This is a genomic window from Pseudomonas sp. BRG-100 (assembly GCF_000737955.1).
GTDB lineage: Bacteria > Pseudomonadota > Gammaproteobacteria > Pseudomonadales > Pseudomonadaceae > Aquipseudomonas > Aquipseudomonas synxantha_A.
The window spans coordinates 4,210,421-4,236,348 of the sequence record NZ_JPRX01000001.1 but is presented as its reverse complement, the minus strand read 5'-3'; the positions used below and the strand labels follow the sequence as shown (position 1 = coordinate 4,236,348).

Here is a 25,928-nt window from a genome sequence, read left to right as displayed (position 1 = left end):
CTCGATAAAAAGCCCGGCATGCCGGGCTTTTTGTTGCCTGCCGGTTGGCAAGCCTAGGCGTTCTGTTGCTTGAGCATCGCCGCCTTGGCCGCACGCAGCCTGCGTATTTCCTTGGGGTCTGCCAGCAATGGCCGGTAGATCTCGATCCGATCTCCCGCCTGCACGGCACGCACATCAGCGTCCGGCACCACCTTACCGAAGATACCCAACGGGCAGTCCGCCAACGCCAACTGCGGAAAATGCTCTGCAATGCCCGACGCCAGCACTGCCGCCCTCAGGCTTGTGCCCACCGGTATCGCCACCTCCAGCAGAACCTGGCGACCCACATCGGCATACACCACTTCAATATCAACCATGCAATTGCTTGGCTCGCTCACAGAAAGCGTCCACCAAAGTATTTGCCGCCTGATTGAACAGTGGCCCCAACGTCGCCCGCACAATGGGGCCGGCGTAATCAAATGAAAGATCCAGACTGATCTTGCAGGCCTTATCCGTCAGCGCCTTGAACACCCACACGCCGTGCAGCTGGGTGAACGGCCCTTCCTGCAAATTCATTTCAATGGATTTGCCCGGCACCAGCACATTGCGCGTAACAAAATGCTGGCTGAGGCCGCCCTTGGCCACACCAACACTGGCGACCATGTGCTCATCACTGCTCTCCAACACCTCGGCAGTCGAGCACCAAGGCAGGAATTCCGGGTAACGCGCCACGTCGTTGACCAGGTCATAGAGCGCCTGTGCCGGATAGGGCAGCAGGGCCGAACGTTGAATATGCGTCGTCATGTGAGCGTTACTTCCACTGCTTAAGGCAAACGTCGCGAAAGTACAGCCCGATCCGCGAGAGAAAAAAACCAAAGAACTGCCCGTATTGTCCGGGATTCGTCCAACACGCTCAAGCACGCAGGTTGACCGTAGCCGACACGCTCGCAACTCCCTATAATGCCGCCCCTATGGCTAAACAAAAGAAACACCCCACAGGGACCATCGCGCAAAATAAAAAGGCGCGACACGATTACTTCATCGAACATCGGTTCGAGGCTGGTCTGGTCCTGGCCGGCTGGGAAGTAAAAAGTCTGCGTGCCAGCAAACTGCAGCTGGTCGACAGCTATGTGCTGCTCAAGGATGGCGAGGCGTGGCTGCTCGGCAGTCATATTACCCCGCTGACCACCGCGAGCACCCACGTGATTGCCGACCCGGTGCGCACGCGCAAGTTGTTGCTCAATGCCCGCGAACTCGAAAAGCTCGCCGCGGCCGTGCAGCAAAAAGGCTACGCGTGCGTCTGCCTGTCGTGGTACTGGAGCAAGCACCTGGTCAAGTGCGAAATCGCACTGGGCAAGGGCAAGAAGGAATACGACAAGCGCGACACCGAACGCGAGCGCGACTCCAATCGCGAACTGCATCGCGCCGTGCGCAACAAGGGCAAGGAAGACTAACCCTTGTAATGATGTAGCCGCGGGCAACCCCCGTGGCTACATGCCCTTACGTCGCTCCGCCCGCGCTACTCGCTGAACCTCCTGCCGCACTTCCTCCAACACTTCCTGCACGTACAACAGGTGACGTGTTGAAACGTCGCGCGCCTGCTCGGCCCGCCCCTCGATAATCGCCAGGTACAAGTCCCGGTGCTGACTGATCAGCATGTCGCGGGTCTCGGTGCGCTGCTGATACATACCGCCAATATTGGTCACCACGTTGCGCTTGAGCAGGTCGAACAACCCGCGAATGGTGTGCAGCAGCACTGCGTTATGACTGGCCTCGGCGATCGCCAAGTGAAACCTTGCATCCGCAGCGCCCTCCTCCACTCGGCTCACCTCGTCGGCTCGCGCATAGCAGTCCTGCAGCGCTTCGAACGCCGCCGTCAGTCGCTCACGGTCGACCTCGGTAGCACGCAATGCCGCGTAATAAGCACACGAAGCCTCCAGAGTCTGACGAAACTCCAGAAGGTCGCGCTGCGCCTCGGGATTGTTTTCCAGCAGATGCAGCAGCGGATCACTGAAGGTCGAACCCAGGGAATCCACCACATAGTTGCCGCCGCCCTGCCGACTGACCAGCAACCCCTTGGCCGCCAATTTCTGGATCGCCTCACGCAATGAAGGGCGTGACACACCAAATTGTTCAGCCAAAGCGCGTTCGGCCGGCAAGCGCTCGCCCGACTTCAACGTGCCCTCAAGGATCATGCCCTCAAGCTGCTCGACAATATCGTCAGACAAACGGCGCTGACGCACCTGATCAAACCCCATAACTCACTCTCCACCATCCCGACCACTCGCCGGGGCCCCTATTCTGGCCTATCGCCGCGCTGGCAGCACCTATCAGAACACCTTCGATTTACCCGATCAGAACACTCGACAGCCACTCTCAGACCAAAGTTTGACGAGCGGCAAATTGACACACCCCTGCCAAGCTCTTAATCTAGCCCACAGCGATTGTAAATTGGTATTACCAATTATCCAAGCTGACCAAACAACAACAATCAGGGGCCACCCCATATGCAAACCTGGCAACAGCTCTACAGCCCTCTCGGCAGCCTCGGCCTGTCCGCACTGGCCGCCGTTATTCCAATCGTGTTCTTCTTCCTGGCCCTGGCCGTATTCCGCCTCAAAGGCCATGTGGCCGGCAGCATCACCCTGGCGCTGTCGATCCTGGTCGCCATCTTCGCCTTCCAGATGCCGGTCGACATGGCCCTGGCAGCGGCCGGTTACGGTTTTGCCTATGGCTTGTGGCCGATCGCCTGGATCATCGTGGCGGCGGTGTTCCTCTACAAGCTGACGGTCAAGAGCGGGCAGTTCGAGATCATCCGCAGCTCCGTCTTGTCGATCACCGATGACCAGCGCTTGCAGGTGCTGCTGATCGGCTTCTGCTTTGGCGCCTTCCTGGAAGGCGCGGCCGGGTTCGGCGCACCCGTGGCAATCACCGCCGCGTTGCTGGTGGGCTTGGGCTTCAACCCCCTGTACGCCGCGGGCCTGTGCCTGATTGCCAATACCGCGCCGGTGGCGTTCGGCGCACTGGGCATTCCGATCATCGTCGCAGGCCAGGTCACTGGCATTGATGCGTTCAAGATCGGCGCCATGACCGGCCGCCAACTGCCGCTGCTGTCGCTGTTCGTGCCCTTCTGGCTGGTGTTCATGATGGACGGCCTGCGCGGCGTGCGTGAAACCTGGCCGGCGGCATTGGTGGCCGGCTTGAGCTTTGCCGTCACCCAGTACTTCACCTCCAACTTCATTGGCCCGGAACTGCCGGACATCACCTCGGCCCTCGCCAGCCTGATCTCCCTGACACTGTTCCTGAAAATCTGGCAACCCAAGCGCACCGCAGGCGCGCAGATTGCCGGTGCCACCTCCAGCGTAGCGGTCACCTCCAGCGCCGGCGGTTTCGGTTTGCCACGCAGCACAGTGGTTTCACCCTACAGCCTGGGGCAAATTTTCAAGGCCTGGTCGCCGTTTCTGATCCTGACCGTACTGGTCACCATCTGGACCCTCAAACCCTTCAAGGCCATGTTCGCGGCCGGAGGTTCGATGTACAGCTGGGTGTTCAACTTCGCGATCCCCCACCTGGACCAACTGGTGATCAAAGTCGCACCCATCGTCACCAACCCCACCGCCATCCCCGCCGTCTTCAAGCTGGACCCGATTTCGGCCACCGGCACCGCGATCTTCTTCTCCGCACTGGTCTCGATGCTGGTGCTGAAAATTGATATCAAGACTGGTCTTACCACTTTAAAAGAGACCTTCTTTGAGCTGCGCTGGCCGATCCTGTCCATCGGCATGGTGCTGGCGTTCGCCTTCGTCACCAACTACTCCGGCATGTCCTCGACCATGGCCCTGGTACTGGCTGGCACCGGCGCCGCCTTCCCGTTCTTCTCGCCCTTCCTCGGCTGGCTGGGGGTTTTCCTGACCGGCTCGGACACCTCATCCAACGCCCTGTTCAGCTCGCTGCAAGCCACCACCGCCCACCAGATTGGCGTCAACGACACCTTGCTGGTAGCCGCCAACACCAGCGGCGGCGTGACCGGCAAAATGATCTCGCCGCAATCGATCGCCGTGGCCTGCGCAGCCACGGGCCTGGTGGGCAAGGAGTCCGATCTGTTCCGCTTTACCCTCAAGCACAGTCTGTTCTTTGCCACCATCGTCGGGCTGATCACCCTGGCGCAGGCGTACTGGTTCACCGGTATGCTGGTGCACTGAGACCTGCACGTAATAGGGTAAGAATCGACGCCGGACAACGATGCCGGCGTCTGCTATTTCTGGAGGACCGATGAGCCTGCCTGCTGCTTTTCTCAGCGACGTCGCACAACTGATCCCGCAAGATCGCCGCTTCGACGACCCACTTTCCACCCTCGCCTTCGGCACCGACGCCAGCTTCTACCGATTGATCCCACAGCTGGTGATCCGCGTGGAGTCAGAAGACGAAGTCGTCGCACTGCTGCAACTGGCCCAGCGCGATCACGTGCCGGTGACCTTCCGGGCCGCGGGCACCAGCCTGTCCGGGCAGGCGATCAGCGACTCGGTGCTGATCGTGCTCGGCGACAATTGGAACCACCGCGAAATTCGTGGGCAAGGCACACAGATCCGCCTGCAACCCGGCGTCATCGGCGCCCAGGCCAACGCCTGGCTCGCGCCGTTCGGGCGCAAGATCGGCCCGGACCCGGCGTCGATCAACGCCTGCAAAATTGGCGGCATCGTTGCCAACAATGCCAGCGGCATGTGCTGCGGTACGGCACAAAACACCTATCACACCCTGGCGGGCATTCGTCTGGTACTGGCCGATGGCAGCCGCCTGGACACCGAAGATGCCGCCAGCGTGCAAGCCTTCCGCCAAACCCACAGTGCACTGCTTGAGCGCCTGGCCACGTTGGGCCGCGAGACACGCGCAAACGCTGAACTGGCTGCGAAGATTCGCCACAAATACCGTCTGAAAAACACCACCGGCCTGTCACTCAACGCCTTGGTGGATTTCGACGACCCGCTGGATATCCTCAGCCACCTGCTGGTCGGCTCCGAGGGCACCCTGGGGTTTATCAGTGCGGTCACCTACGACACGGTAATCGATCACCCGAACAAAGCCTCGGCGCTGATCGTGTTCCCGGATGTCGAGACATGCTGCAACGCAGTAACGGTGCTGAAAACCCAGCCGGTTTCCGCCGTTGAACTGCTGGACCGACGCAGTATGCGCTCGGTGCAAGACAAACCGGGTATGCCCGCATTCGTACAACACTTATCGGAAAATGCCTGCGCACTGCTGATCGAATCCCGCGCGGCCTCGCCGTCATTACTGCACGAACAACTAACGCTGATCATGGCCTCTCTGGCGGCGTTTCCCGTAGAAAAACAGGTCGACTTCACCGAAGACCCCGTGGAAAACGCCCGCCTGTGGGCAATCCGCAAAGACACCTTCCCCGCCGTAGGCGCCGTACGCAAAACCGGCACCACCGTGATCATCGAAGACGTCACCTTCCCCGTCGAACAACTGGCGATCGGCGTAAACCGCCTGATCGAACTGTTCGACAAACATCACTACGACGAAGCCATCCTTTTCGGACACGCCCTGGAAGGCAATCTGCACTTTGTATTCACCCAAGGCTTCAACAGCAGCGAAGAAGTCACACGCTATCAAGCGTTCATGGACGACGTCGCACAACTGGTGGCGGTGGAGTTCGGTGGCTCGCTGAAGGCCGAACACGGCACCGGTCGCAATATGGCGCCGTTCGTTGAACTGGAATGGGGCAGCGACGCCTATCAATTGATGTGGCAACTCAAGCGCCTGCTCGACCCCAACGGCATCCTCAACCCGGATGTGGTGCTCAGCGAAGACCCACAAATCCACCTCAAACACCTCAAGCCCCTGCCCGCCGCCGATGAGCTTGTGGACAAGTGCATCGAGTGTGGCTTCTGTGAACCCGTGTGCCCCTCAAAAGGCCTGACTCTGAGCCCGCGCCAGCGCATTGTGATCTGGCGCGACATCCAGGCCAAACGCCGCGCAGGCGTAGACACCACCGAACTGGAAGCGGCCTACCACTATCAAGGCATCGACACCTGCGCCGCCACCGGGCTATGCGCCCAACGCTGCCCTGTAGGCATCAATACCGGCGACCTGGTGAAAAAGCTGCGCAGCCGCGAAGCAGACCGTACGAAAACCGCCGAATGGCTCGCCAGCCATTTCGCCACCGCATTGCAAGGTGCGCGCTTCACCCTGCACGTCGCCAATGGTGCACGCATGTTATTGGGTGCCTCGCGCCTGACAAAGTGGTCGGCCACCGTGACCAGACTGTCCAAAGGGCAAATCCCGCAGTGGACCAATGCCATGCCACAACCGGAAAAAGCCATTCGCTTCAGCCCGCCAGTTACAGATGAGCGCCCGCGGGTGGTCTACCTGGCCGCCTGCGTCTCACGCGCCATGGGCCCGGCAGCCGGGGATAAAGAACAGATGTCGCTGTACGACAAAACCCGCAACCTCCTGGAAAAAGCCGGTTACCAAGTCGTATTCCCCGACAATCAAGACAACCTGTGCTGCGGCCAGCCCTTCGCCTCCAAAGGCTATGCCGAGCAGGCCGAACACAAGCGCCAGGAACTGATCGGCGCCCTGCTCCACGCCAGCCGAGGCGGCCTCGACCCGATCTATTGCGACACCAGCCCCTGCACCCTGCGCCTGGTACAAGACCTCGGCGAAACCCGCCTGGACCTCTACGACCCGGTACGTTTTATCCGCACCCACCTAATGGACCGCCTCGACTTCACGCCGCAGGAAGCCCCCATCGCCGTACACGTCACGTGCAGCACCCAACACCTGGGCGAGAGCCAGGCACTGATCGAACTGGCACGACGCTGCGCAAAAACCGTGGTGATCCCCGAAGGCATTCACTGCTGTGGATTTGCCGGCGACAAAGGCTTCACCACCCCGCAACTCAACGCCCACTCCCTGCGCTCGCTCAAGGACGCCGTGCAACATTGCAGCGAAGGCATCTCCACCAGCCGCACCTGCGAGATCGGCCTGAGCCAGCATGGCGGCATCGACTACCACGGCCTGGTCTACCTGGTAGACCGCGTCACCCGCGCCCGCGCCCACTGACCCGGCAAAAAAACCGAACCCTGGCGCACCAGCGCAGTCATCTGCATAGGCCTCGACAAACGAGGCCCATCAGTGATGTCGCTGGCAGCGGTTGCACGCCAGCAGCGTCGAGCCCTTTTGCGCAAGGAGACACCCTATGAAGCGTTCCGCTCTTGCTGGCTTGTTCATGACCGCTGCGATGCTCGCCTCCCCCGCCTTCGCTGCCGGTGACAAAGACCTGTGCCAGATCAACCTGGACAAAATCAACAACGGCAAAGCCCTGCTGTCCACCGATACCAGTGGCAAAAGTGGCGAAATAGACACCGCCGTCTCCCAGGCCAAGGCCGCCCACGACGCAGGTGATGAGAAGAAGTGCATCGAAATCACCTGCAAGACCTGCAGAACAGCGAGAAAGGCGGTCAGTAAGCGATAGGGCCAACCTTCGGGTTGGCCTTCGCTGAGCTTTTGGCGTACACTGCACAGGCTTGTCACTCACTAAGAAACAACGAGTTACAAGCACGGGGCCGTTTAGGATTCGACGCCGGTCGCGAAACTTTAGGTGCATGCCGAGTTGGTAACAGAACTCGTAAATCCACTGTTGCAACTTCTTATAGTTGCCAATGACGAAAACTACGGCCAGGAATTCGCTCTCGCTGCGTAAGCAGCCTTAGCCCTGAGCTTCTGGTACCTTCGGGTCCAGCAATCACCAGGGGATGTCTGTAAACCCAAAGTGATTGTCATATAGAACAGAATCGCCGTGCAGTACGTTGTGGACGAAGCGGCTAAAACTTACACAACTCGCCCAAAGCACCCTGCCCTTCGGGTCGCTGAGGGTTAACTTAATAGAAACGGCTACGCATGTAGTACCGACAGCGGAGTACTGGCGGACGGGGGTTCAAATCCCCCCGGCTCCACCACTTAAACATCTAAAGACGTCCACGGACGTCTTTTTTTGTGCCTGAAATCCAGTGAATACGGGGGTTTAAGCGCCATCAGCGTCCACGGACGTCCAAGAGCAGCCACGCTTTATGGCATTCCAAATGGCATTCCAAGCCCAACAGTGCTAATTTTTGGAATGCCAACCTTATCCTGGAATGCCAATGTGCGCACAAGCTACTCGCCTCTCTGAGCTCAAAATCAAATCTGCCAAGCCCTCTGAAAAGGACTACGTCCTGTTTGACGGCGGCGGACTTCAAATGCGAGTGAGAAGTAATGGTTCTAAGCTATGGAACTTCAACTATCGACACCCCGTGACGAAGAAGCGGATCAACATGGGCCTAGGTACTTTCCCTGAAGTTTCGTTAGCGCAGGCACGAAAGGGCTCCATTGCAGCGAGGGAAATACTTGCCCAAGGCCTCGACCCCAAAGAACAACGAGATGCAGTGCTGCAAGCAAAGCAAGCTGAAACTGAGCATACATTCCAGAATGTCGCGACGTCCTGGTATGAACTGAAGAAGGATGCGGTGACACCAGCTTATGCCGAGGACATCTGGCGTTCGTTGACGCTGCATGTTTTTCCAGACTTGGCCACCACACAGATTTCAGCCATCAGCGCACCACAAGTCATCAACCTTCTTCGACCACTCGAAACCAAAGGTAGCCTTGAAACCGTTAAACGGCTTTCACAGCGACTCAACGAGATCATGACTTACGGGGTCAACTCAGGACTGATACACGCAAACCCACTAAGCGGGATTCGCTCCGTCTTCAAGAAGCCGAAAAAGAAAAACATGGCGGCACTTGCTCCCGATGAACTGAAAGAGCTCATGGTGGCAATTGCCAATGCCAGCATAAAAAGAACTACGCGCTGTCTGATCGAATGGCAGCTCAATACCATGACTCGCCCAGCGGAGGCTGCAACCACGCGCTGGGCCGACATCGACTTTGAGAAGAAGATCTGGACGATTCCGGCTGAGCGCATGAAGAAACGCCGCGTACATATCGTGCCGCTCACAGATCAAGCACTGGCACTGTTGGAAGCAATAAAACCGTACAGCGGACACCGAGAGTATGTATTTCCTGCAGACCGGGACCCTCGAACACATTGCAACAGCCAGACGGCAAATATGGCCTTGAAACGGATGGGCTTTGAGGGTCGATTAGTGAGTCATGGTATGCGCTCCATGGCCAGCACCATCCTTAACGAACAGGGATGGGATCCTGAACTGATCGAGGTAGCACTTGCACATGTGGACAAAGACGAAGTACGTAGCGCCTACAATCGTGCGGACTACATTGAGAGAAGACGCCCAATGATGACTTGGTGGAGCGAGCATATTCAGCATGCGGCTACCGGGAGCTTGTCGATCTCAGCCGTCCAGGGGACAAGGGGTCTCAAACTAATATCGACCCGGTAACTTCCACTACCAAAATCAGTATCGCTTTAATCGTCGAGCGGTGGAACTCCCTCGGTCTGGATCATTTCCAGTGTCGCTGACAACCACATCTAAAGAATCCATCGGACTGGCAATAGCCCCACCCACGCGAGCGACGCGTCCCGGCACCATCCCTCCGGCCGCCAAACCTGTTCTAAAACTTTTTATTTAGCCTCGACCAATAGCGGATGCTCCGGAAACCAATCAACGAATTCACAGTTGCCGAACCAAGGCGGCTGCGACGATGCCAGCAGCAATAGCTGGCAAAGGCTTTTTGATAATTAGCATGACGACTGCTGTTGTAAGAAGAGCCCACCGTGCACCGTTATCACCTGCAATTGCCAAGGGTGCAAGCAGTGCCACCAAAACAGACCCCGACATAGCGCTGATAAATAGTTGCACGCGGTAGTTGATGGGTACGAAAGACATTACGAAAACGCCGCCCCAGCGCGTTGCGAGAGTGACCACTGCCATTAACAACACAATGATCAGGGTGCCGTAATCTGTGGTTTCAATGTTCATTTTTTTTCTCTATCCACACCGCACCTAACACACCGCCCGCCAGGGCTCCGACTACCACATGACTGTTTTCAGGCAGACACCAATACGCCCAAAGCGAGGAACATGCAGCGACAATCCAGATAATCAACATACGCAGGCTTTTCTGCCCGCCGACAACCATGGCGAGCAGGAAGCACCCCATCACCATGTCCAGCCCCCAACTGACCGGATCATGAGTCGCGCTACCGAAATAGATTCCCATCCAACTTCCCAGCGACCATGACGACCAAAGCGCAATACCTCCGCCGAACAGAAGACCTAGTCCTGGCTCACCGCGGCTAAATGCTTGCATCGACATTGCCCAGTTCGCATCGGACACAACCAGCATCACCCCATAGCGTTTCGCGCGAGGCAGTTCGCGTAGCCACGGATACAGAGTGGCGCCCATCAAAAGGTGCCTAGCGTTGATGGCAAATACAGTGATGATGAGAGGAATCAGGGGCACGTGCTCACCCCACAATTTAAGCACCGCAAACTGCGCGGCCCCGGCAAATACCAACGTGCTCATGGCAACAATTGAAATTTCGCCAAGCCCCGTCTGCACTGCAGCAAGACCAAAGGCCACCCCAAAAACAACGACAAAGGAAGAGATGGGCAACAACGTTTTGAAGCCCTCCCAGACGTCGGTGGACTCAAGTCTAGATAACAACCTTTCTGCCGATGACAAAACATAACCTCCGTTGTGCGTGGCGTGCGCGCAATACCCGAGCAAGCACACAGGATGTGCTGAAGCCTTTTCTATAGCCTTCCTGGTATCAGCACTCTGCGAGTACTATCGCCCGGACCTAAAAGCCCGAAAAGCGCATAATCCTCATAAGTCGTATCCGCTAATCGAATACAGAGTTCTCTATGAATCCGCAGAATCTTCAGATTGATTGGCTCAAATGTCTCATCGCGGTTGTCGATACCGGCTCACTTTCCAACGCGGCACCAGAGGTTTATCGCTCCCAATCGGCAGTGAGCATGCAACTCAAAAAGCTTGAAGCTGCGGTCGGTCGGCAATTATTAGTGCGAAACGCCCACCACCTTCATCTGACATCCGATGGCCAGGTCTTTCTTGGGTATGCACGGCGGATACTGGACCTGCACGCAGATGCCCAGACAGCTTTTAGCAAGAACGAACTGGCCGGGCGAATTCGCCTGGGAGTTCCGGACGACTATGCAGCCAAGTACCTGACGCCTGTGCTCAAGCGTTTTGCGCCCCGCCATGGCGCAGTTGAGATTGAACTCGATTGCGAGCAATCCACTTCACTGATCCCCCGAGTTGAAAAAGGTGATCTCGACCTAGCGCTGATATCACGAGACCACTCTCGACGAGGAACCTTGTTGTTCCATGAACCAATGGTCTGGGTGGGATCACCGCAGTTCGATATATGGAGGCGCGATCCACTCCCTATCGCGACATACGAGGAGACCAGTCTAGCCAGGCGCAGCGCTATCAACTCCTTGGCTTTGCAAGGGCGTCAGTACAAGGTGATTTACAATAGTTCAAGCCTGGCTGGCCAATTGGCTGCAGTTGAAAGCGGCTTGGCCGTCGCCGTTTTGACTCGATGCAGTGCACCAGATCATCTTGAAATTCTAGGCGCCGAACACGGGCTCGGCCCGCTTGAGCCGATGGAGGTCTCCGTCTATCGCAGCCGTGCCTCGTTGGCGTCCAAGCCGGTCGATAGTCTGTACAGCATGCTGATCAAGACGCTGAGAATCTCGGCAACTTGAATATTTGGACACTAGCCGTTGAACAGATAGGCGATAGCAAGCAGGTTCTGCTGCGGTGCATGGTTAGTGCGCCTTTCCTCCTCTATTTCTACCGCAGGTCAGTCATTTTCCGCCTTCTCCCTCTTGTGCTTACGATAACGGGAAAGCGAAATCCCCGTTTGGCGCTTGAAATAGCGACACAAGTAAGATGCGTCGGCGAAGTTCAGTTCGTCGGCCACACGGCCAATAGCCAAGTCACTGTATGAAAGGAGAGCCTTGATTTCCAAGGTTACCTGCCGATCTATCAGGCCCTTGGGAGTGTCATTGAAAAACGCTTTGGTCAACTGCGACAGGTAGAACGGCGTGATACTCAGTGCGTCGGCGTAGAACTTCACATCTCGGTGGCGGATGCAGTGTTTGCCTATCAATTCCCAGAAGCGCCAACTGAGCATTTCCTTCCTGCTGAATCCCTTGTTCTCTATTTGGTTGGCTGGAAGTTGCTCGGCTATTTTTAAAAAGAGGTTCTGCAGTTGATTACGCAACATGATGCGTTGGTAGGTGGGGCAGGTCTGCGCAATGTTCCGCATCTGCGTCACCCACCCCTCTATCAGCGGCATGTCGTCCTTGGATGGGACGCAATGAGGATGGTCATGCAGAAATACGAACAAGGTATTTGGCAGTGGGTAGGCAACCTCCGCTGCAAAGTTTTTCGGCATAAGGCAGAAAAACACCTTGAAGCGGCGCGAGCGACGTTTGAGCAAGGCAATCGTGTCTTCAGCCAGCAGCATCACACCACCGCGCCTGACCGCATGCTCTTTGAAGTTTAGAGTGAAGTGGGCACTACCGCAGAGGCATACCAGCAGCGTCAAGTAAGCATGACCGAAGGAGAGCGGTAAACCTAGCCCTTGCGCGAGCGTGGTTTCTCCCATCCGCATCGAATCGTCAGGAACAAGAAGTTTCGGAATGTGATGCATAGTGCCCCAGCTCTACAACAACCAAAGGCCACCATCGTATCACCGCTTGGCGCGATTGTTTCTAAAAGTACCGAAGAAGCCGAGGTACTGGCGTGTACCGATGATCTGTCTCCCAATACTCTATCTCGAACGCACCAATCCACTACGAGTACAGGATATGACACTTGTAACAGAACGACTCTCGCTGCGCCCCTGGCTGGACACAGACGCCGCCGATCTATACGAATATGCCAAAGACGCCCGAGTTGGTCCCATCGCTGGCTGGCCCCCGCACACCAGTGTGGAGAACAGTGCCGACATCATCCGCACAGTCTTCAATCACCCAGAGGTGTACGCGGTCGAATTGAAGGAAAATCGCCGTGCTGTTGGTTGTGTAGGCATTCTCATAGGTAGCAACAGCAATTTTGAAATCAGTGAGCAGGAAGGGGAAATAGCCTACTGGATCGGCGTGCCTTACTGGGGCAAAGGCCTGATTCCGGAAGCAGTGCGTGAAGTGATGCGACACGCTTTTGAAAACCTGAACCTCAAAGCACTTTGGTGTGGTTACTTCGCCGACAACATCCAATCCCATGCTGCTCAATCGAAGTGTGGCTTTCGATTTCATCACACCGAAGAAAACAAATATAACCAGTTCCTCGAAGACTATCGGACAGAACACATCAGCCGCATCACCTACCAAGAATGGCTGGAACATACGAAAGAGTAAGGGCGCAAAGTAAACATACCGGCATGAGGAGGCAGCGACCGGCGGACGCAGTCTGGTTACAATGTATACCGCACGAACGCCGGAGAGGGGTGCAAACCTTACTTGGGGCTGTACGGAGAACTAGCCGGATTTCCCTTCCGCCGTAGCACTGCCGCGAACTACAACGGCTCATGGCGACCTATGTGACACCAATGTCTTCGTTGACGCCCATGACCAGTTGCATTTCATCGATCTGGGGCGGGGCGGTATCGCGGATCGCTGGCTGGACATCGCGTTTGCTCATCGAAACCTGCGCGAAGATATTTCGGACAATGCAGCAAACAACTTTCTTCGGGGGCTTGGCGAGCCCGACCAGTCTGCGAAGCGTGTGTATTTCGAGCAGTTGATCGATCTGGACACCTGGATGGTCGACTCCACCGCGGTAAACGCAACCCGAGCCTCTTCCGGCGCCGGGAAACTGTCACCGGTGGCTTGACGCTGGTTTTCTCTGCTGGCCTTTAGTGTTAAAGGCCACACTCCATTTGTTTCAGAAACGCCGCCCCCCTACAGAATTCACAAACACATAAGAGCGACGTTCTTCAGGGTGGAAGTTATTTCATAGTCTGTCCCCTCGAACAAACTTTCACAAAGCATTTCTTGATAGCTCCAGCCAGTTACCATTCAATACTTCCAGCAGTCAGTCGCAACTCAGGCACTCTACACACCAATAAACACCCATAACAGTAAATTGAGCCCGATCATCACCAAAATGCAGGATACTCTATGGAAATCTCACTCACCCAAATAACGCAACAAAACTATGAGGCAATTTGCGAGCTGGAGGTCACTGAAGAGCAGGAGGACTACGTGTCCAGTAATACTTGGTCGCTCGTTGAGGCTGCATACAACCCGGGTTACTTCACACGCGCCATCATTGCAGATGAAGAGCCAGTAGGTTTTTTTATGTGGGTGCAGGAATCCGAAGAAAAAGTCTCTATCTGGCGCTTTATGGTGGACAAAGAACATCAGCAGAAATCCATCGGTAGAGTCGCGCTGGGTCTCGCCCTACGTGAAATAAAACAGATCAAAAACTTGAAAGAAATTGAAATTTGCTATAACCCCAACAACGTCGTAGCTAAAGGGTTTTATTCCAGTTTCGGGTTTGTCGAGGTTGGCATGGATGCAGACGGCGAAGATATGCTGGCGAGGATCATAATTTGAACTTCGCCAAATACAACCCGAGCTGCACAATAGCTCTAATTACCTTCAGCTCTCCCTGAATTCAGAAGTGCGAGCCTTCTGGCATCGTTTGCAGGCTATTGTCGTCCTGAACAATGCCCCGATATCTTCAAATTTTAACATCAGCTGCGGCGCAACTCGAGGCCGCAGCTGTTAGGCGATCGGGCCGCCCGGCTTGCAACTTGCGCATCGCCCTGGTCTTTACTCCATTGCAGCCTGGAGGATCATATGAGAATCTCGGAATCCGTGCTCTTTGGGGCGAATAGTTCGCGAGTAACGAGAGGTCCTTCAAAGCACAAGAAAAACTCGGGCTCCTCAATCAACTCACTGAGGAAATAAATTCTTGGAGATTACAGAACCGAGCATATCAGTCGAATGACCAAGGAAGAATGACTTGCACTGGAAGTAACCACTACTCGACCGACTATGGCATTAAATTAAAGCCGTGATAGTCGCTCCTTAGGACCTGCTTGGGGCGGAGGAATATGCAAAGTGCACACGGATACTCCGAAGCCATACTCATTCTCCCTCGACACACGGGACTCTTCAAAGCGGATTTTCTGCAGAAGATGCGCCCGACGCTGCGAGGATAAAAGCATTAGCGGAGGAGGAAACTCAATGATTCCCAACGTTCTGAGCATCGCGGGTACGGACCCAACCGGCGGCGCAGGCATTCAAGCTGACTTGAAGACGTTTTCTGCGCTTGGCGCCTACGGAATGAGCGTAATAACTGCAGTTGTGTCGCAGAACACGCAAGGAGTCCGTAGCTTCGTTGCGCTGGAGCCAGAATTCGTAGCCGACCAAATCGAGGCTGTGTTCGACGACGTGCGGGTGGACGCGGTCAAAATCGGCATGATTGCCAACGCAGCCATTGCCGACGCGATCGCTACCCGACTAGAGCGACATGCTAACTGCCCCATAGTCTTGGATCCCGTCATGGTCGCCACCAGTGGACACCGCCTGCTTCCTCCAGATGCAGTTTCTATCGTTCGTGAACGGCTGATTCCACTTTGCACGTTGATCACCCCCAACTTGCTCGAAGCAGGCGACCTACTCGACTCACCCCACCCCACATCTATAGAAGAGATGCATACGACGTTGGATGGGCTTCATCAGTTGGGTTCAAGCTGGGTATTACTCAAGGGCGGCCATTTAGACGGTCAACACAGTATTGATCTACTCCACGGTAATGGAGAAACCTGCACCTTGGCCGCACCGCGAGTGCTTACATGCAATTCACATGGTACCGGCTGCACTCTATCTGCTGCGATCACGGCGTTTCTACCATCAATGGATATGCTGTGCGCAGTGAAACTGGCAAAGAATTACCTAACGCATGCACTGGCGGCAGCCGACCGGTTGCAAATTGGGACCGGCCATGGGCCAGTTCATCACTTCCATGCAATTTGGAAGTAGATGGTTCCGTAGCCCAGATAGCTCGGTAGCACACTCCTACCCGCATAGCAGTGATACATAACGCCCGTATACACTCTACTGCCACCAGGAGTTCACTTGAGATAGCTCTTTGGCCGACTCGCTCACCTGATCGGCCGATTCGAATGGCGCTAAGAGTCATGTGTAGCCCAATTGTCGCGAGAAGTAGAAATGATCGAGCAAAATAAATTTGTTAAATCCCTTGAGAAAGACTTTACAACAGCCGTCCCTATCTCTGATGGAGTAGTGACTATCCGGCTTATGTCCGATCTCGATGCAGATGCCTATGCAACCGGAGCAGACGACGCTCTAGTCAAGCGTTTCGCTCACCTTCCGCTGGAAAAATATACACCACAGGTTGTTCGCGACATGATCCGAGGCGTAATCGCGGACGGGTTGCGCGATAGAACACTGGCAGTTTTAGCGATCGCCGACACACGATCAGACTCCTTTCTTGGGAGTTTAGTAATCTTTGATATAAAGAAGGATGAAGCAGAGATTGGCTATTGGGTTGCACCTACGCATAGAGGTCATGGTGTATCCAGGCGAGCTCTCATTCTGAGCACAGAGATTGCGCGCATTTTGGGTTTAAAAAAACTGCGCGCTCGCACTGTTAGAGAAAACCCTGCATCAGAGAAAAGCCTTATCAAAGCTGGATTCTCTCAAGTCAGCGAGCCACAGCTTGAGGAAACACCATCTGGAAAACTTGAGATGGGCATATGTTATTGCCTTGAAGTATGAAATATCAGCCAACCCACCGAAGTCTGTGTGCGTGATCAACTGCCGCGTACGACTCCAGACTGAACCCCATGCCGTAATCCAGCATCGCGTAGCGCGCCAGGATCATGCGCTGCCCTCGGCTCTCGGCCAGCCCCTGTTTGGCGAGCAAGTGAGCGCGCTGCTGCATTGCCTACTTGGCCTCGCCACCTCATCATCGAGTGCGAAGCCGCACTCAAGGTCGCCCAGGAAAAAGTAGACTGCCGTTGCGGTCCCGGCGATATGATCGAAACCTTGAAACGCACCATTAGGTGCCACCGAGACGGCAGTTGCGATACCAACCCCCGCGAGCCACATTGGGGGAATAAAGCCCAGTACCGAAGTCGGCACCAGAACTTCGCCCACGCAGTGCAAGAGCGCTCCTGCCAGCAGACACCCCATTCCCATCCGCAGCCTGTTCAGGATTCCCCAGCAGGTAATCAGTCGCTTCATGATTCTTGCGGTAGCCATCATCGCGAAAGCTACTGTCGCAAATAGCAAGCTGAACTGAAGCTGTTACAACGGTCGCGGTAGGGACGGCAGTTACCTGCCGCCCCCCGCACAGATCCGTACATGCGGAACTACCGCATACGGCTCCTGCCTCGGGTAACCGAGCACGCATTGCACTCGATTGGCGGCTAGTAAGAAGCTGAACGCCAGACGCGAGACTTGAGCGATGAGGATCGCTGGCGAATACGTCAGGAAAAGGCGGCACCGATATCAAAACGCTGCATGACTGGATGTCGGCCCAGCGCGATCTGGTGCCCAATGGATCAGCGACGGTCAAGGCCCTGGACTACAGCCTTAAACGCTGCACGGCGCTGACGCGCTACTTGGACGACGGGGCTGTGCGCATCGACAACAATCTAGTAGAGAATCAGATCCGACCGTGGGCACTTGGGCGCTCGAACTGGTTGTTTACCGATTCGCTACACAGTGGTAGATGGGCAGCTGCGAGCATGAGCTTGATCCAGGCTGTGCGCATCAATGGGCACGATCCGTACACCAAACTAAAGGACGTTCTAACTCGTTTACCAACGCAACGAGCAAGTGAGATAGGCCATCTGCTGCCATATCAGTGGACTCTTGCCTAACTTGCGGAGGTCAGTTAAGCAGACGCTTACATTGGCTGGTCGATGCCACCGCCGGTGTTCAATCGTTTTCCTCTGCGATTGATGGGGGATCACCGCGACGCCTGTAGTTACCTGCCCATTACGCGTACAGAATGCACTATCACGAGTGCTAGCCCATATAGCTATCTGAAACTGCACCAATCGTCTGAAACGATGCTGACGAGTGTATCATCACCGTGCTTCACTGAGTGATTTAGCAACTCAATAGCATCGACGGCTGATCAAGATTGCTAGGCGCCTGTAGAAGGCCATGACCAGTTTCGTAAAAAAAGCACTTATTAAATCAATACAGTCACCTGCTTGCCGACTGCAACGCAGGAGAGATCAATATGTCATTGCGCGCGCTTCGTACCTTAATCGCTATCGTTCACCACGGTTCGTTTACGCGAGCCGCAGACACCGTTCATCTCACACAATCGGCTGTGAGCCTGCACATAAAGTCGCTTGAAGAGGAGTTCAATGCTGCGTTGTTTGACCGCTCGCGTCGCTTGCCCGTGTTAACCGACGCAGGCTATTTGGCGGTGGAGCGGGCGCGCGAGATCGTTGCACTTTACGACAGCATTGCTGTGGACATTGGTAGTGATAACGAGCTTCGCGGTCGACTGAAAATTGGTGCCATTCAGACGGCACTGGCCGGTGCTTTACCTCTTGCCCTGGCCGCCTTAGCTGCCGAGCACCCACATCTACGCATAAACGTAGCCTCGGGTATGTCTGCCGAATTGGCCACGCGCGTAGAGGCTGGCGAGTTGGATGTCGCGATCACTACAGAGCCTGTGAAACCGCACCCCTACGGCTTGGTTAGTACATCACTTTACGAAGAAGGCTTTTGGATCATTGCCCCGAGCTCATGCGCAGGTCTAGATTTTCGGCAGATCCTTCAAAAACTACCTTTCATCCGCTTCGACCGCCGGGCTTGGGCTGGGCGTACCATTGATCGGGAGCTTCGTCGATTGCGATTGCGCGTGCAAACCAGTATGGAGTTGGACAGCCAGGATGCGATCATCCAGATGGTCGCCAGCGGTTTGGGGGTGTCAGTGGTTCCGCTATCCAACCAAAATCTTGAACACCTCAAGCACCTAGAAGTCCAGCCGTTTGGATCACCGCAAAAATCGCGTCGCGTTGTGATCTTGGAGCAGGAAGAACGGCCACGCGGACGACTGGCAGCAGCCCTGGCGCAGGCGGTAAAAAGGCATGCTCCTACCTAACGACAAATGAGTAAAACTTGTCGAATCGTGAATTTTAAATCGTTTTTACTTTAGGTATCGACTCCTTATCGTAGTGCCCATACAAACGTACTCCGAGAAGGCACCATGCACAGCAATGAAACTCCAACCAGCGCTTTCCAATCGCCGATTCTACTCATGGCAAAACGTGCTGTCGCCATGCGCGCTGAGGGGCGAGACATAGTTGACCTAACACTCGGCGAACCTGATTTCAATGCCCCTAAGCACGTGCTGGACGCAGCGCATCTAGCGCTAGGTAGCCGCCTAACCTACTCCCCGTCAAACGGTATTGAGCCCCTTCGCAGTGCTATCCGTATGCGGGCTCGAGAAGACCGGGGATTAGATTTCGATGATGATCAAATCTCGGTTGGTTGTGGCGCAAAACAGATCATCTTTAACGCCTTTCAAGCTACCCTCAAGCCGGGTGATGAGGTTATTGTCCCGGCCCCTTACTGGGCCAGCTATCCAGGGATGATTAAGATGTGCGGTGCCCAACCGATCATCCTTCCGACCGCCGCTTCGGAAGGATTCCGATTAACAGCGGAGCACTTGGCAGCAGGTTTCCGCCTGGCAAAATCGCCCAAGTGGGTGATTCTCAATGCACCTGGTAATCCGTCCGGTTCACTGTACTCCGAAACCGATTTGCAAGCGTTGGCTGAAGTTCTGCGCCAGTACCCAGAGGTGATGATACTGTCTGACGATATCTACGCAGAAATCCGATTCAATCAAGAGCCTTATCAGACATTAGCGTCGGTAGCACCAGACCTAGCAGAACGTATCCTTATCGTCGACGGTGTATCCAAAGCATACGCCATGACAGGTTGGCGCGTAGGATGGGGTTGCGGGTCGAGATCGCTGATTTCGGCAATGACTACAGTGCAATCTCAAAACTGTACGCAGACCAGTACCTTGAGCCAGCTCGCTGCGGTCGCTGCGCTTGAGGGGCCACGAGATTTTCTTGCTGAGCGCAATGCGATCTATCGTCAGCGCCGAGATGCCGCACTTCATGTTCTCCAGGCGAGCGATAAAATGGAAGTATCGCGCCCGGAGGGTGCGTTCTATCTACTTCCTCAGATCAAAACGAGTATTGACGATCAATCGCTCGCACTTGATCTGCTCGAAGTCGGTGTTGCAACGGTTCCCGGAAGTGCTTTTGGTCTGCCTAGGCATCTGCGCCTTTCCTTCGCCACCGACGAAGCTACCTTAGTTCAAGGATGTACGCGGTTGGTTCGTGCGCTAGAGGCGTACTCGTGACTGCCGAACTTTTGATTGCACTCACGCCTATTGCCCTGCTGATTGTCATGGGCGCCGGGCTCAAGCGCAGTCAGTTTTTTGAAGACACCTTCTGGGCACAGGCAGAACGCCTAGGCTACTACGTTCTCCTGCCCGCGCTGTTTTTGCATGGTCTGGCGACCGCCAAGTTGGACAACGTGCCAGTCCAAGGGATGATCATGGCGCTTGTACTCTCGACGGTCATGGTCGCAGTGCTGATGGTCGGCGCCCGTAGGATTATTAAAGGTAACGACGCGGCGTTCACTTCCGTCTTCCAAGGAGGGCTGCGGTATAACAATTATGTAGGTGTCTCGGTGGTGGCCGGCTTGTTCGGTGCCCAGGGGATCGCTCTGGCTGCCGTAGCCAATGCGGCCATAGTGCCGACAGTGAATATTTTGTGTGTCCTGGTGTTCGCGCGCTACGGCAAAGGAGGCAAGATGTCTGCGGGCAAGGTTGCCAAGCTGTTGGCACTTAACCCTTTGGTACTCGCTTGCTTCGGGGGAATACTGCTTCAGACTCTAGGATTAGGCCTGCCTGCTGGCATCGAGCCGGTTATCAAGGCATTAGGGCAAGCGTCCTTACCACTGGGCCTGCTTTGCGTAGGGGCAGCCCTTGAGCTGGGCTCAGTGCAGAGTTGGATTCGCCCCGTGGCGTATTCATCGGTGGTCAAGTTCATGATTATGCCGCTGACCACGCTGTGTGCATGTCATTTATTTGGATTGGACGGCAGAGCAGCAATCGCGGCGTTGCTTTTCCAGGCACTGCCTACAGCTTCTTCGTCCTACATCATGGCGCGACAGTTAGGCGGGGACGCACCTCTTATGGCGGGGATAATTGCCAGTCAAACCTTACTTGCAGCACTGGCACTACCAATCGCAGTGATCGTTTTGATTCCTTGGATTTGATGATCATGATCCATCATCAGTCGGGAAGGCTGGATTTGATGCGAAAACTCGTCTACAAATTTAACGCGCCCTATAAATTTGTACGCATGAGTCGGAGTGGTCGCGGTGAAGAGATAGCCATTTGCTAATGGCATCGGCATCCTGACATTGAACGGAAAAAAGCCTACTCAACACAGACTGATACCACCCTCTCGGATGCCAGAGCAGCAAAATTGTGTTCACTGGACGTTTACGTTCTACCTGAATTCGAGGGGCGCGGGTTGGGGGGGGCAGGCTAATGGATAAAGCAGAGACTTTTCTGTTTCAATACCTGCAGACGATCTAGTTAGAAACAGCTGAGACTAGCCAAGCGAGTGGCTTCTATAAAGCCCTCGGCTGACAGCCCGTGGAGCACTTACCAGAAGGTGATGTTTAGTTTGAAAAGTGCCAGAAATAATTGTTAAAAATTGTGCTGGCTAGAAAATTACGCTTAGGTGCGCATCCGCTTGATAACGCAAGATGTGTTCCTCGGATGGTTAAGATACTGAAACGTCCACCATTTGATATGCAGATTAAGTCGTTGTTCTGCAGCGTGGTCGCGTCGTTAAGAACAAGAACGCATACGGAATTGAAGAACCTCAACGGTGTTTATGCTGCGCTTATAAAATCGAGGCTTTGAGCCACTCCTTCAAACGCTCACTAGCGTCCTTGTTTTCGTACGACTCTCGCCTCGCAAAGAAACATCCGCGAAAATTTGTAGTACGGGCCCTTGCCGGCCCCATACCTATCTATTGACGCAACTGCAGGGTCATATCCCAACAATCCATGCCTGGTCCATGACCATCAGGCGTGACCTTTACAGGAACGAAACCGAATCTGCCATAGAAGCGTTGTGTGTGTTGACTCGTACTTATACACACCATTTTGATTGACGGCAGAGCTCGTATTGCCGAGAGTCGGGCCTCAATCAATGCGCGCCCCAAACCTTGGCCATGTAGTTTCTGGTCGACCATTCCCCAGCAAAGACTAGCCACATTATCGCCGTGCCCAAGAGCATACCCCCCACAAGCGAGGATCTTCTCGCACCGCTCAACGACGTAGAATGTTTGACTCGCAGTGCGCAGAAAATCACAGAACGCTGTGCGCTCTGTTGCGTCGAAGAAATCTGGTGTGTTGCCATCAAACAGACGCAGGCACTCATCAAAGTCACTTAACTGATAGAGACGTATTTTTGTCATAGCTTTACTCTCTCAACGATTTACGGGAATAAAAGACAAGATCTCCGTGCTTCGCCCTCATCGCACGATAGGTATGGTGCATTGCTTCAAGAGGTCCTTTGCTAATCGCTCAACAACTACCATGGCATCGGGCTCATCGGCAAGCTGGGCGAAACGCTCACTCATTTCGCGCCGATCGTGCTCCGCAATGGCCTCAATCACTGCCTGTTTATTGGGGAAATAATGAAACAGGTTGCCAGGACTCATCCTTCAGCGGCACAGATCTCATTGGTCGACGTGCCGCGAAAGCCTTTTTCGGAAAAGCACATGACGGCAGCTTCGAGGATATGGCGCAGCTTTGCCTGATGCTACTCAGAATCAACCTTTCTCATCTCCTCTCCCCAGAAGCAGGTGTAGATTTGCGCCGTGTTAATTAGATTGACTACTTAGTCTAACTGCATAATAAACTCAAGCACAGTCAAGCAACAAAAAAACGCAGAAGCCGCAAAATAACCATCGATCACTGCAAGTGCTGAGCCACAAGTCACAAACACTTCTGTTCCGATAGCTCCGACACCAAATATCTTATTGTTCACTGAGGTGGGTTGAAGACTTTCGGAGAAAAAATGTAATTCCTTTCCCCATATTCATCTCAGCGCTACACCGTCGTCTCAACAAGTAACACCCATGAAGAATTTGAAAACTCAAAACCACCCAACTTTCGTGGACTGAGCGGTCTTGGGCTGTCTTCAAATGCCTATCTGACTGATCAACTTCGTCGTCAAGTAAGCCTCAAGGCCTTCTGTTCCACCTCCGCTACCATGACCACTCGCCCTGACTCCACCAAACGGAGTTTCCGGCAAGGCCAGGCCAAAGTGGTTGATCGAGACCATTCCTGTCTGTAAGCGATTACCCAACTCGGTCGCCGTTTTCAACGACTTGGTGAACCCGAACGCTGCGCCCGACGCCTACGCCTCACTGCTGGCTTCTGCCAGTTTGAAGCAAGCCTCATTCGACGGCGATGTCAGCGACGGCAAAGTGGAAGCGGGGCAATGTGCAGGGCTGATCCATCAACTACTGCTAGCCGCCGAAATCATGAACTCACTCATCGAAGAACTCGAACAGGCCCTTGGCCATGATGAAGGCGCACGTGAGACCGTGGCTCGATTTTTGATGCAGCTGGGCTTTGAGCCGATCATTTTGCACGAGCAAGCCAATCAGGGCCGTACGGTCATGGAGAAGGTCGAAGCACATGGACAAGTGGATTTTGCCGTGGTGCTGCTGACGCCGGACGACGAGGGTTGTGCCAAGGGAGGCAAGCCGGAGCCGCGAGCCCGGCAGAACGTCCTGCTGGAGTTGGGCTATTTTCTGGGCCGTTTAGGCCGCGCCAAGGTCTGTGCGTTGAAACGCGGCACTCTGGAGATTCCTAGTGATTTTGCTGGTGTGGTGTGGGAGCCCATGGAAGGTAATAGCTGGAAACAAGCCTTGGGCCGTGAGCTTGAAGCCGCCGGTCATGAGATCGATTGGAACAAGGTCATGCGGGGGTAAGCCAGCTTCTAATTTCTTCCTTGTCAGCCTTCCATTGATGAGCGGCAAGCAAACCTGTTTGGTGACCGCTTATGGCCGTTTTCTGCCTATCGCGAGGGGCGGAAAACGGCCAGAAGCGGACGTTTTTGATTTGTCGGTACTAGGTTGATTTGACCATCCATCTGTACTGAATTTGATCCGCCCCTTATTGAGCGATACCACACTCAATCGTCGTTCTTCGCCTCCCATGTGGCAAGCAGGAAAAGCGCAGTTGAGCCCGCCAGATTCACTGCCAGTTCTGCATGCCGTGGAGCAGCCTTCACCCCGCTTTTTCCTTTTCCGTGAGCATCGCTTAGACGATTCCGAAGCGCGCCTAACCCTTCTATAACTGCTGTACACCCTCCAAGGATTTGCTTGAACACGACCTCTTCATGCTGTGCCTTCGTCAGATTTAAAAGCGTAGCTGTTTGTTTGTAGAGCTTGTTCAGATCAGGAGTCGTCTCATGGTCGCTCGTTCCGGCTTCGTCAAGAATGTGTTTGCATACCGATTCTAGGAGCGTACGAGCCATGGTAATAGCTCCCTCGGGGTCAGTTGAGCGCCTTTCAAGCGCCTTTGTCCAAGCGATCCGAACGTGCTCAGCGTCAATGCGGTCCAGCGCCTCCGAGACAACGATATCCGAAGGGTGCTCCCCACCCGATTCAGCGAAGTCGACGAGCGCCCTAAATTCATCCCAGATGAACTTCCTGCGCTCTGCGTAGCTTGGGAATTTCGGCTGGATGAACCCCCAAAACTGATCCAAGTTCCTGTAACGACGCACCCACGCGGGCACCAGCGAGGCCACACGAGGGTCATCAAGAACGCTCTGCCGGTAAAGAGGGTAATCCCGCTCATCATCGTCGTTTCCATTCCCGGTGGAACGATTGATGTAGATCGATTGCAAGCCTTCAACTTCATCAATGAGAGCCATGGCTTCCCTTCCTTCGTGCCTGTATACCAAACAGTTATACCAGCTCACGATTGCCTGTGAACCTAGCTTGTAACGGCATCTCTGCGCGGGCGCCTTCGGGGGCGGAGGTTCCGCACAATCTCAGGTCCGCTACTCACCGTATGGGTGAATGACTGCATTTGGCCGATTCTGTTGAAAAAGTTGGTTTGCCCGAACTGCCTGATCATTGACTGATGAAAACGCCTTTTTTGCACGCTGCTACGTGCAATCCGAGTCCGGAAGCCTCTGCCAAAAGTAAAGATTTCAATCTCGGACGCGTACTTTTCTGATGCGCAAACCATGGCCGACTTTTTCAACAGAATCGGCCGATTGCTGCCTTCCACAGCACGATCACCGGTCAGCAATCAACAAACCAGTTGTAAAAATGGTATCCCGCGGTAACCGACACAGCACATGTGCCAAGCGTCAATAGAGACCACTGTCCTTCGACACCAAGCCACCACTGCACCTTGAACAGAAGAGCCCCCACCAATACGCAGGCCAGAACACCAAGAGCTAGGCCTACCAACGCGAACAGCCGAGCCCCTAATGCTGGATTTCCGCCGTGCCAGTTCTCACTCAGGCAAAAGGGGCAATGATTGGACGAAGGCGAATACCCCCAGAAACCACGGCTATATGACGCTCTCGGAACCATCGCTTTGCCACAGTTCTGGCAGGTAACCATCGAGTGTCTCATACCGCACCTCAGCTCAAATCGTCTTAGATGAGCCCATGGTGTGCTGCCGCTGAAAAAACCCAACTGCGTGACCTGACATCTACCCAGCAACCGGTCTGAGCTGGGCATCAAACCCTTCTGGCCAGCTAACCGAGGTTGTGCTGTACACGACCGACTCTATTAAATGCTCCCGATGGTTGACTGGCCTCGCCCGGTCGCTAACGAGATTCAGGACGCCAGTTCAACTCCT

The 25,928-nt window shown here is 54.9% G+C and carries 23 protein-coding genes, 1 other RNA gene and 5 pseudogenes; 18 read left to right on the top strand and 11 right to left on the bottom strand.

The features are described 5' to 3' along the window. Positions 1-53: 53 nt before the first annotated feature. Together JH25_RS08550 and JH25_RS08555 are read right to left on the bottom strand one after the other, a co-directional pair. Positions 54-356, bottom strand: coding sequence for an RnfH family protein (locus tag JH25_RS08550; RefSeq protein ID WP_032879438.1), 303 nt, complete (start codon positions 354-356; stop codon positions 54-56). Beyond that, entirely contained in the window at positions 349-783 is a 435-nt protein-coding gene (locus tag JH25_RS08555) for a type II toxin-antitoxin system RatA family toxin (RefSeq protein ID WP_032879437.1), read from the bottom strand. Before JH25_RS08555 ends, JH25_RS08550 begins: the two co-directional genes overlap by 8 nt. 167 nt (positions 784-950) lie before the next feature. Here JH25_RS08555 and smpB point away from each other — a divergent pair, with 167 nt between their 5' ends. Further along, on the top strand, positions 951-1,433 hold the full coding sequence (gene smpB / locus JH25_RS08560; RefSeq protein ID WP_005791513.1) for an SsrA-binding protein SmpB: 483 nt from the start codon (positions 951-953) through the stop codon (positions 1,431-1,433). 36 nt (positions 1,434-1,469) lie between these two features. Here smpB and JH25_RS08565 read toward each other — a convergent pair whose 3' ends face one another. Continuing rightward, positions 1,470-2,237: a GntR family transcriptional regulator gene (locus JH25_RS08565; RefSeq protein ID WP_005791515.1), complete on the bottom strand. Its 768-nt coding sequence runs from the start codon at positions 2,235-2,237 to the stop codon at positions 1,470-1,472. Positions 2,238-2,486: 249 nt separating this feature from the next. Between JH25_RS08565 and JH25_RS08570 the strand changes: the two genes are divergently transcribed. From JH25_RS08570 to JH25_RS08585, 5 genes and pseudogenes are all read left to right on the top strand, one after another. Then, positions 2,487-4,181, top strand: a complete 1,695-nt coding sequence (locus tag JH25_RS08570) for a lactate permease LctP family transporter (protein ID WP_032879436.1) — start codon at positions 2,487-2,489, stop codon at positions 4,179-4,181. 70 nt (positions 4,182-4,251) lie between these two features. Continuing rightward, positions 4,252-7,062, top strand: coding sequence for an FAD-binding and (Fe-S)-binding domain-containing protein (locus JH25_RS08575; protein WP_032879435.1), 2,811 nt, complete (start codon positions 4,252-4,254; stop codon positions 7,060-7,062). 136 nt (positions 7,063-7,198) lie between these two features. Continuing rightward, positions 7,199-7,467, top strand: a pseudogene (locus tag JH25_RS08580) (hypothetical protein). Between the two features lie 94 nt (positions 7,468-7,561). Beyond that, positions 7,562-7,958, top strand: a transfer-messenger RNA (tmRNA) gene (gene ssrA / locus JH25_RS28225). Positions 7,959-8,141: 183 nt separating this feature from the next. Further along, on the top strand, positions 8,142-9,398 hold the full coding sequence (locus tag JH25_RS08585; protein WP_032879433.1) for an integrase domain-containing protein: 1,257 nt from the start codon (positions 8,142-8,144) through the stop codon (positions 9,396-9,398). A 231-nt stretch (positions 9,399-9,629) separates the two neighbouring features. Here JH25_RS08585 and JH25_RS08590 read toward each other — a convergent pair whose 3' ends face one another. Beyond that, positions 9,630-9,938 carry an AzlD family protein gene (locus JH25_RS08590; protein ID WP_032879432.1) on the bottom strand — a complete coding sequence of 103 codons (309 nt, stop codon included), beginning with the start codon at positions 9,936-9,938 and terminating at the stop codon, positions 9,630-9,632. Beyond that, positions 9,928-10,644: an AzlC family ABC transporter permease gene (locus JH25_RS08595; RefSeq protein ID WP_032879431.1), complete on the bottom strand. Its 717-nt coding sequence runs from the start codon at positions 10,642-10,644 to the stop codon at positions 9,928-9,930. Before JH25_RS08595 ends, JH25_RS08590 begins: the two co-directional genes overlap by 11 nt. 182 nt (positions 10,645-10,826) lie before the next feature. Between JH25_RS08595 and JH25_RS08600 the strand changes: the two genes are divergently transcribed. Then, positions 10,827-11,693: a LysR family transcriptional regulator gene (locus JH25_RS08600; RefSeq protein WP_032879430.1), complete on the top strand. Its 867-nt coding sequence runs from the start codon at positions 10,827-10,829 to the stop codon at positions 11,691-11,693. Between the two features lie 98 nt (positions 11,694-11,791). On the opposite strand, the gene JH25_RS08605 is transcribed toward JH25_RS08600, so the two are convergent. After that, complete coding sequence (locus JH25_RS08605; RefSeq protein WP_032879429.1) at positions 11,792-12,646, bottom strand: helix-turn-helix domain-containing protein; 855 nt, start codon at positions 12,644-12,646, stop codon at positions 11,792-11,794. A gap of 157 nt (positions 12,647-12,803) precedes the next feature. Between JH25_RS08605 and JH25_RS08610 the strand changes: the two genes are divergently transcribed. The 6 genes and pseudogenes from JH25_RS08610 to JH25_RS0127295 all read left to right on the top strand — a co-directional run bounded on the left by JH25_RS08610 (position 12,804) and on the right by JH25_RS0127295 (position 16,745). Beyond that, positions 12,804-13,352 carry a GNAT family N-acetyltransferase gene (locus JH25_RS08610; protein ID WP_032879428.1) on the top strand — a complete coding sequence of 183 codons (549 nt, stop codon included), beginning with the start codon at positions 12,804-12,806 and terminating at the stop codon, positions 13,350-13,352. Between the two features lie 148 nt (positions 13,353-13,500). After that, a pseudogene (locus JH25_RS28935) lies at positions 13,501-13,692 on the top strand (phosphotransferase); the annotation flags it as partial. A 24-nt stretch (positions 13,693-13,716) separates the two neighbouring features. Beyond that, positions 13,717-13,809, top strand: a pseudogene (locus JH25_RS29410) (IS5/IS1182 family transposase); the annotation flags it as partial. A 305-nt stretch (positions 13,810-14,114) separates the two neighbouring features. Further along, entirely contained in the window at positions 14,115-14,552 is a 438-nt protein-coding gene (locus tag JH25_RS08620; RefSeq protein WP_032879426.1) for a GNAT family N-acetyltransferase, read from the top strand. A gap of 636 nt (positions 14,553-15,188) precedes the next feature. Further along, the gene (gene thiD, locus JH25_RS08625) at positions 15,189-15,986 is read left to right on the top strand and encodes a bifunctional hydroxymethylpyrimidine kinase/phosphomethylpyrimidine kinase (RefSeq protein ID WP_032879425.1); all 798 of its coding nucleotides are present in this window, start codon (positions 15,189-15,191) and stop codon (positions 15,984-15,986) included. 189 nt (positions 15,987-16,175) lie between these two features. After that, positions 16,176-16,745 (top strand): GNAT family N-acetyltransferase, encoded by a 570-nt coding sequence (locus tag JH25_RS0127295; RefSeq protein ID WP_081883325.1) that lies wholly within the window; start codon positions 16,176-16,178, stop codon positions 16,743-16,745. Between the two features lie 204 nt (positions 16,746-16,949). Here the strand turns inward: JH25_RS0127295 and JH25_RS28220 are convergent. Continuing rightward, positions 16,950-17,276: pseudogene (locus tag JH25_RS28220) on the bottom strand (hypothetical protein); the annotation flags it as partial. Between the two features lie 129 nt (positions 17,277-17,405). On the opposite strand from JH25_RS28220, the pseudogene JH25_RS0127290 reads away from it, so the two are divergent. From JH25_RS0127290 to JH25_RS08640, 4 genes and pseudogenes are all read left to right on the top strand, one after another. Continuing rightward, positions 17,406-17,854: pseudogene (locus tag JH25_RS0127290) on the top strand (IS66 family transposase); the annotation flags it as partial. A 368-nt stretch (positions 17,855-18,222) separates the two neighbouring features. Next, the gene (locus tag JH25_RS08630) at positions 18,223-19,098 is read left to right on the top strand and encodes a LysR family transcriptional regulator (RefSeq protein ID WP_032879424.1); all 876 of its coding nucleotides are present in this window, start codon (positions 18,223-18,225) and stop codon (positions 19,096-19,098) included. 105 nt (positions 19,099-19,203) lie between these two features. Next, positions 19,204-20,370, top strand: a complete 1,167-nt coding sequence (locus JH25_RS08635; protein ID WP_032879423.1) for a pyridoxal phosphate-dependent aminotransferase — start codon at positions 19,204-19,206, stop codon at positions 20,368-20,370. After that, positions 20,367-21,293 (top strand): AEC family transporter, encoded by a 927-nt coding sequence (locus JH25_RS08640; protein ID WP_032879422.1) that lies wholly within the window; start codon positions 20,367-20,369, stop codon positions 21,291-21,293. Before JH25_RS08635 ends, JH25_RS08640 begins: the two co-directional genes overlap by 4 nt. 767 nt (positions 21,294-22,060) lie before the next feature. On the opposite strand, the gene JH25_RS08645 is transcribed toward JH25_RS08640, so the two are convergent. The 3 genes from JH25_RS08645 to JH25_RS28215 all read right to left on the bottom strand — a co-directional run bounded on the left by JH25_RS08645 (position 22,061) and on the right by JH25_RS28215 (position 23,382). Next, positions 22,061-22,510: a GNAT family N-acetyltransferase gene (locus JH25_RS08645; protein WP_032879421.1), complete on the bottom strand. Its 450-nt coding sequence runs from the start codon at positions 22,508-22,510 to the stop codon at positions 22,061-22,063. Positions 22,511-22,752: 242 nt separating this feature from the next. After that, complete coding sequence (locus tag JH25_RS29100) at positions 22,753-22,818, bottom strand: hypothetical protein (RefSeq protein ID WP_236648095.1); 66 nt, start codon at positions 22,816-22,818, stop codon at positions 22,753-22,755. Positions 22,819-23,238: 420 nt separating this feature from the next. Continuing rightward, positions 23,239-23,382, bottom strand: coding sequence for an aldehyde dehydrogenase family protein (locus tag JH25_RS28215; protein WP_236648060.1), 144 nt, complete (start codon positions 23,380-23,382; stop codon positions 23,239-23,241). Here JH25_RS28215 and JH25_RS0127280 point away from each other — a divergent pair. Next, complete coding sequence (locus tag JH25_RS0127280) at positions 23,369-24,037, top strand: nucleotide-binding protein (protein ID WP_236648059.1); 669 nt, start codon at positions 23,369-23,371, stop codon at positions 24,035-24,037. The two genes, JH25_RS28215 and JH25_RS0127280, sit on opposite strands and share 14 nt — an antisense overlap. Before the next feature lie 203 nt (positions 24,038-24,240). On the opposite strand, the gene JH25_RS08650 is transcribed toward JH25_RS0127280, so the two are convergent. Continuing rightward, positions 24,241-24,984 (bottom strand): abortive infection family protein, encoded by a 744-nt coding sequence (locus JH25_RS08650; protein WP_032879420.1) that lies wholly within the window; start codon positions 24,982-24,984, stop codon positions 24,241-24,243. Positions 24,985-25,928 lie beyond the last annotated feature (944 nt).

What these genes read in the sequence shown, in the direction of transcription:
- JH25_RS08550 (WP_032879438.1), bottom strand. Translation starts at nt 356, where the DNA reads ATGGTTGATATTGAAGTGGTGTATGCCGATGTGGGTCGCCAGGTTCTG.
- JH25_RS08555 (WP_032879437.1), bottom strand. Translation starts at nt 783, where the DNA reads ATGACGACGCATATTCAACGTTCGGCCCTGCTGCCCTATCCGGCACAG.
- smpB (WP_005791513.1), top strand. Translation starts at nt 951, where the DNA reads ATGGCTAAACAAAAGAAACACCCCACAGGGACCATCGCGCAAAATAAA.
- JH25_RS08565 (WP_005791515.1), bottom strand. Translation starts at nt 2,237, where the DNA reads ATGGGGTTTGATCAGGTGCGTCAGCGCCGTTTGTCTGACGATATTGTC.
- JH25_RS08570 (WP_032879436.1), top strand. Translation starts at nt 2,487, where the DNA reads ATGCAAACCTGGCAACAGCTCTACAGCCCTCTCGGCAGCCTCGGCCTG.
- JH25_RS08575 (WP_032879435.1), top strand. Translation starts at nt 4,252, where the DNA reads ATGAGCCTGCCTGCTGCTTTTCTCAGCGACGTCGCACAACTGATCCCG.
- JH25_RS08585 (WP_032879433.1), top strand. Translation starts at nt 8,142, where the DNA reads ATGTGCGCACAAGCTACTCGCCTCTCTGAGCTCAAAATCAAATCTGCC.
- JH25_RS08590 (WP_032879432.1), bottom strand. Translation starts at nt 9,938, where the DNA reads ATGAACATTGAAACCACAGATTACGGCACCCTGATCATTGTGTTGTTA.
- JH25_RS08600 (WP_032879430.1), top strand. Translation starts at nt 10,827, where the DNA reads ATGAATCCGCAGAATCTTCAGATTGATTGGCTCAAATGTCTCATCGCG.
- JH25_RS08605 (WP_032879429.1), bottom strand. Translation starts at nt 12,646, where the DNA reads ATGCATCACATTCCGAAACTTCTTGTTCCTGACGATTCGATGCGGATG.
- JH25_RS08610 (WP_032879428.1), top strand. Translation starts at nt 12,804, where the DNA reads ATGACACTTGTAACAGAACGACTCTCGCTGCGCCCCTGGCTGGACACA.
- JH25_RS08620 (WP_032879426.1), top strand. Translation starts at nt 14,115, where the DNA reads ATGGAAATCTCACTCACCCAAATAACGCAACAAAACTATGAGGCAATT.
- thiD (WP_032879425.1), top strand. Translation starts at nt 15,189, where the DNA reads ATGATTCCCAACGTTCTGAGCATCGCGGGTACGGACCCAACCGGCGGC.
- JH25_RS0127295 (WP_081883325.1), top strand. Translation starts at nt 16,176, where the DNA reads ATGATCGAGCAAAATAAATTTGTTAAATCCCTTGAGAAAGACTTTACA.
- JH25_RS08630 (WP_032879424.1), top strand. Translation starts at nt 18,223, where the DNA reads ATGTCATTGCGCGCGCTTCGTACCTTAATCGCTATCGTTCACCACGGT.
- JH25_RS08635 (WP_032879423.1), top strand. Translation starts at nt 19,204, where the DNA reads ATGCACAGCAATGAAACTCCAACCAGCGCTTTCCAATCGCCGATTCTA.
- JH25_RS08645 (WP_032879421.1), bottom strand. Translation starts at nt 22,510, where the DNA reads ATGACAAAAATACGTCTCTATCAGTTAAGTGACTTTGATGAGTGCCTG.
- JH25_RS28215 (WP_236648060.1), bottom strand. Translation starts at nt 23,382, where the DNA reads ATGGTCTCGATCAACCACTTTGGCCTGGCCTTGCCGGAAACTCCGTTT.
- JH25_RS08650 (WP_032879420.1), bottom strand. Translation starts at nt 24,984, where the DNA reads ATGGCTCTCATTGATGAAGTTGAAGGCTTGCAATCGATCTACATCAAT.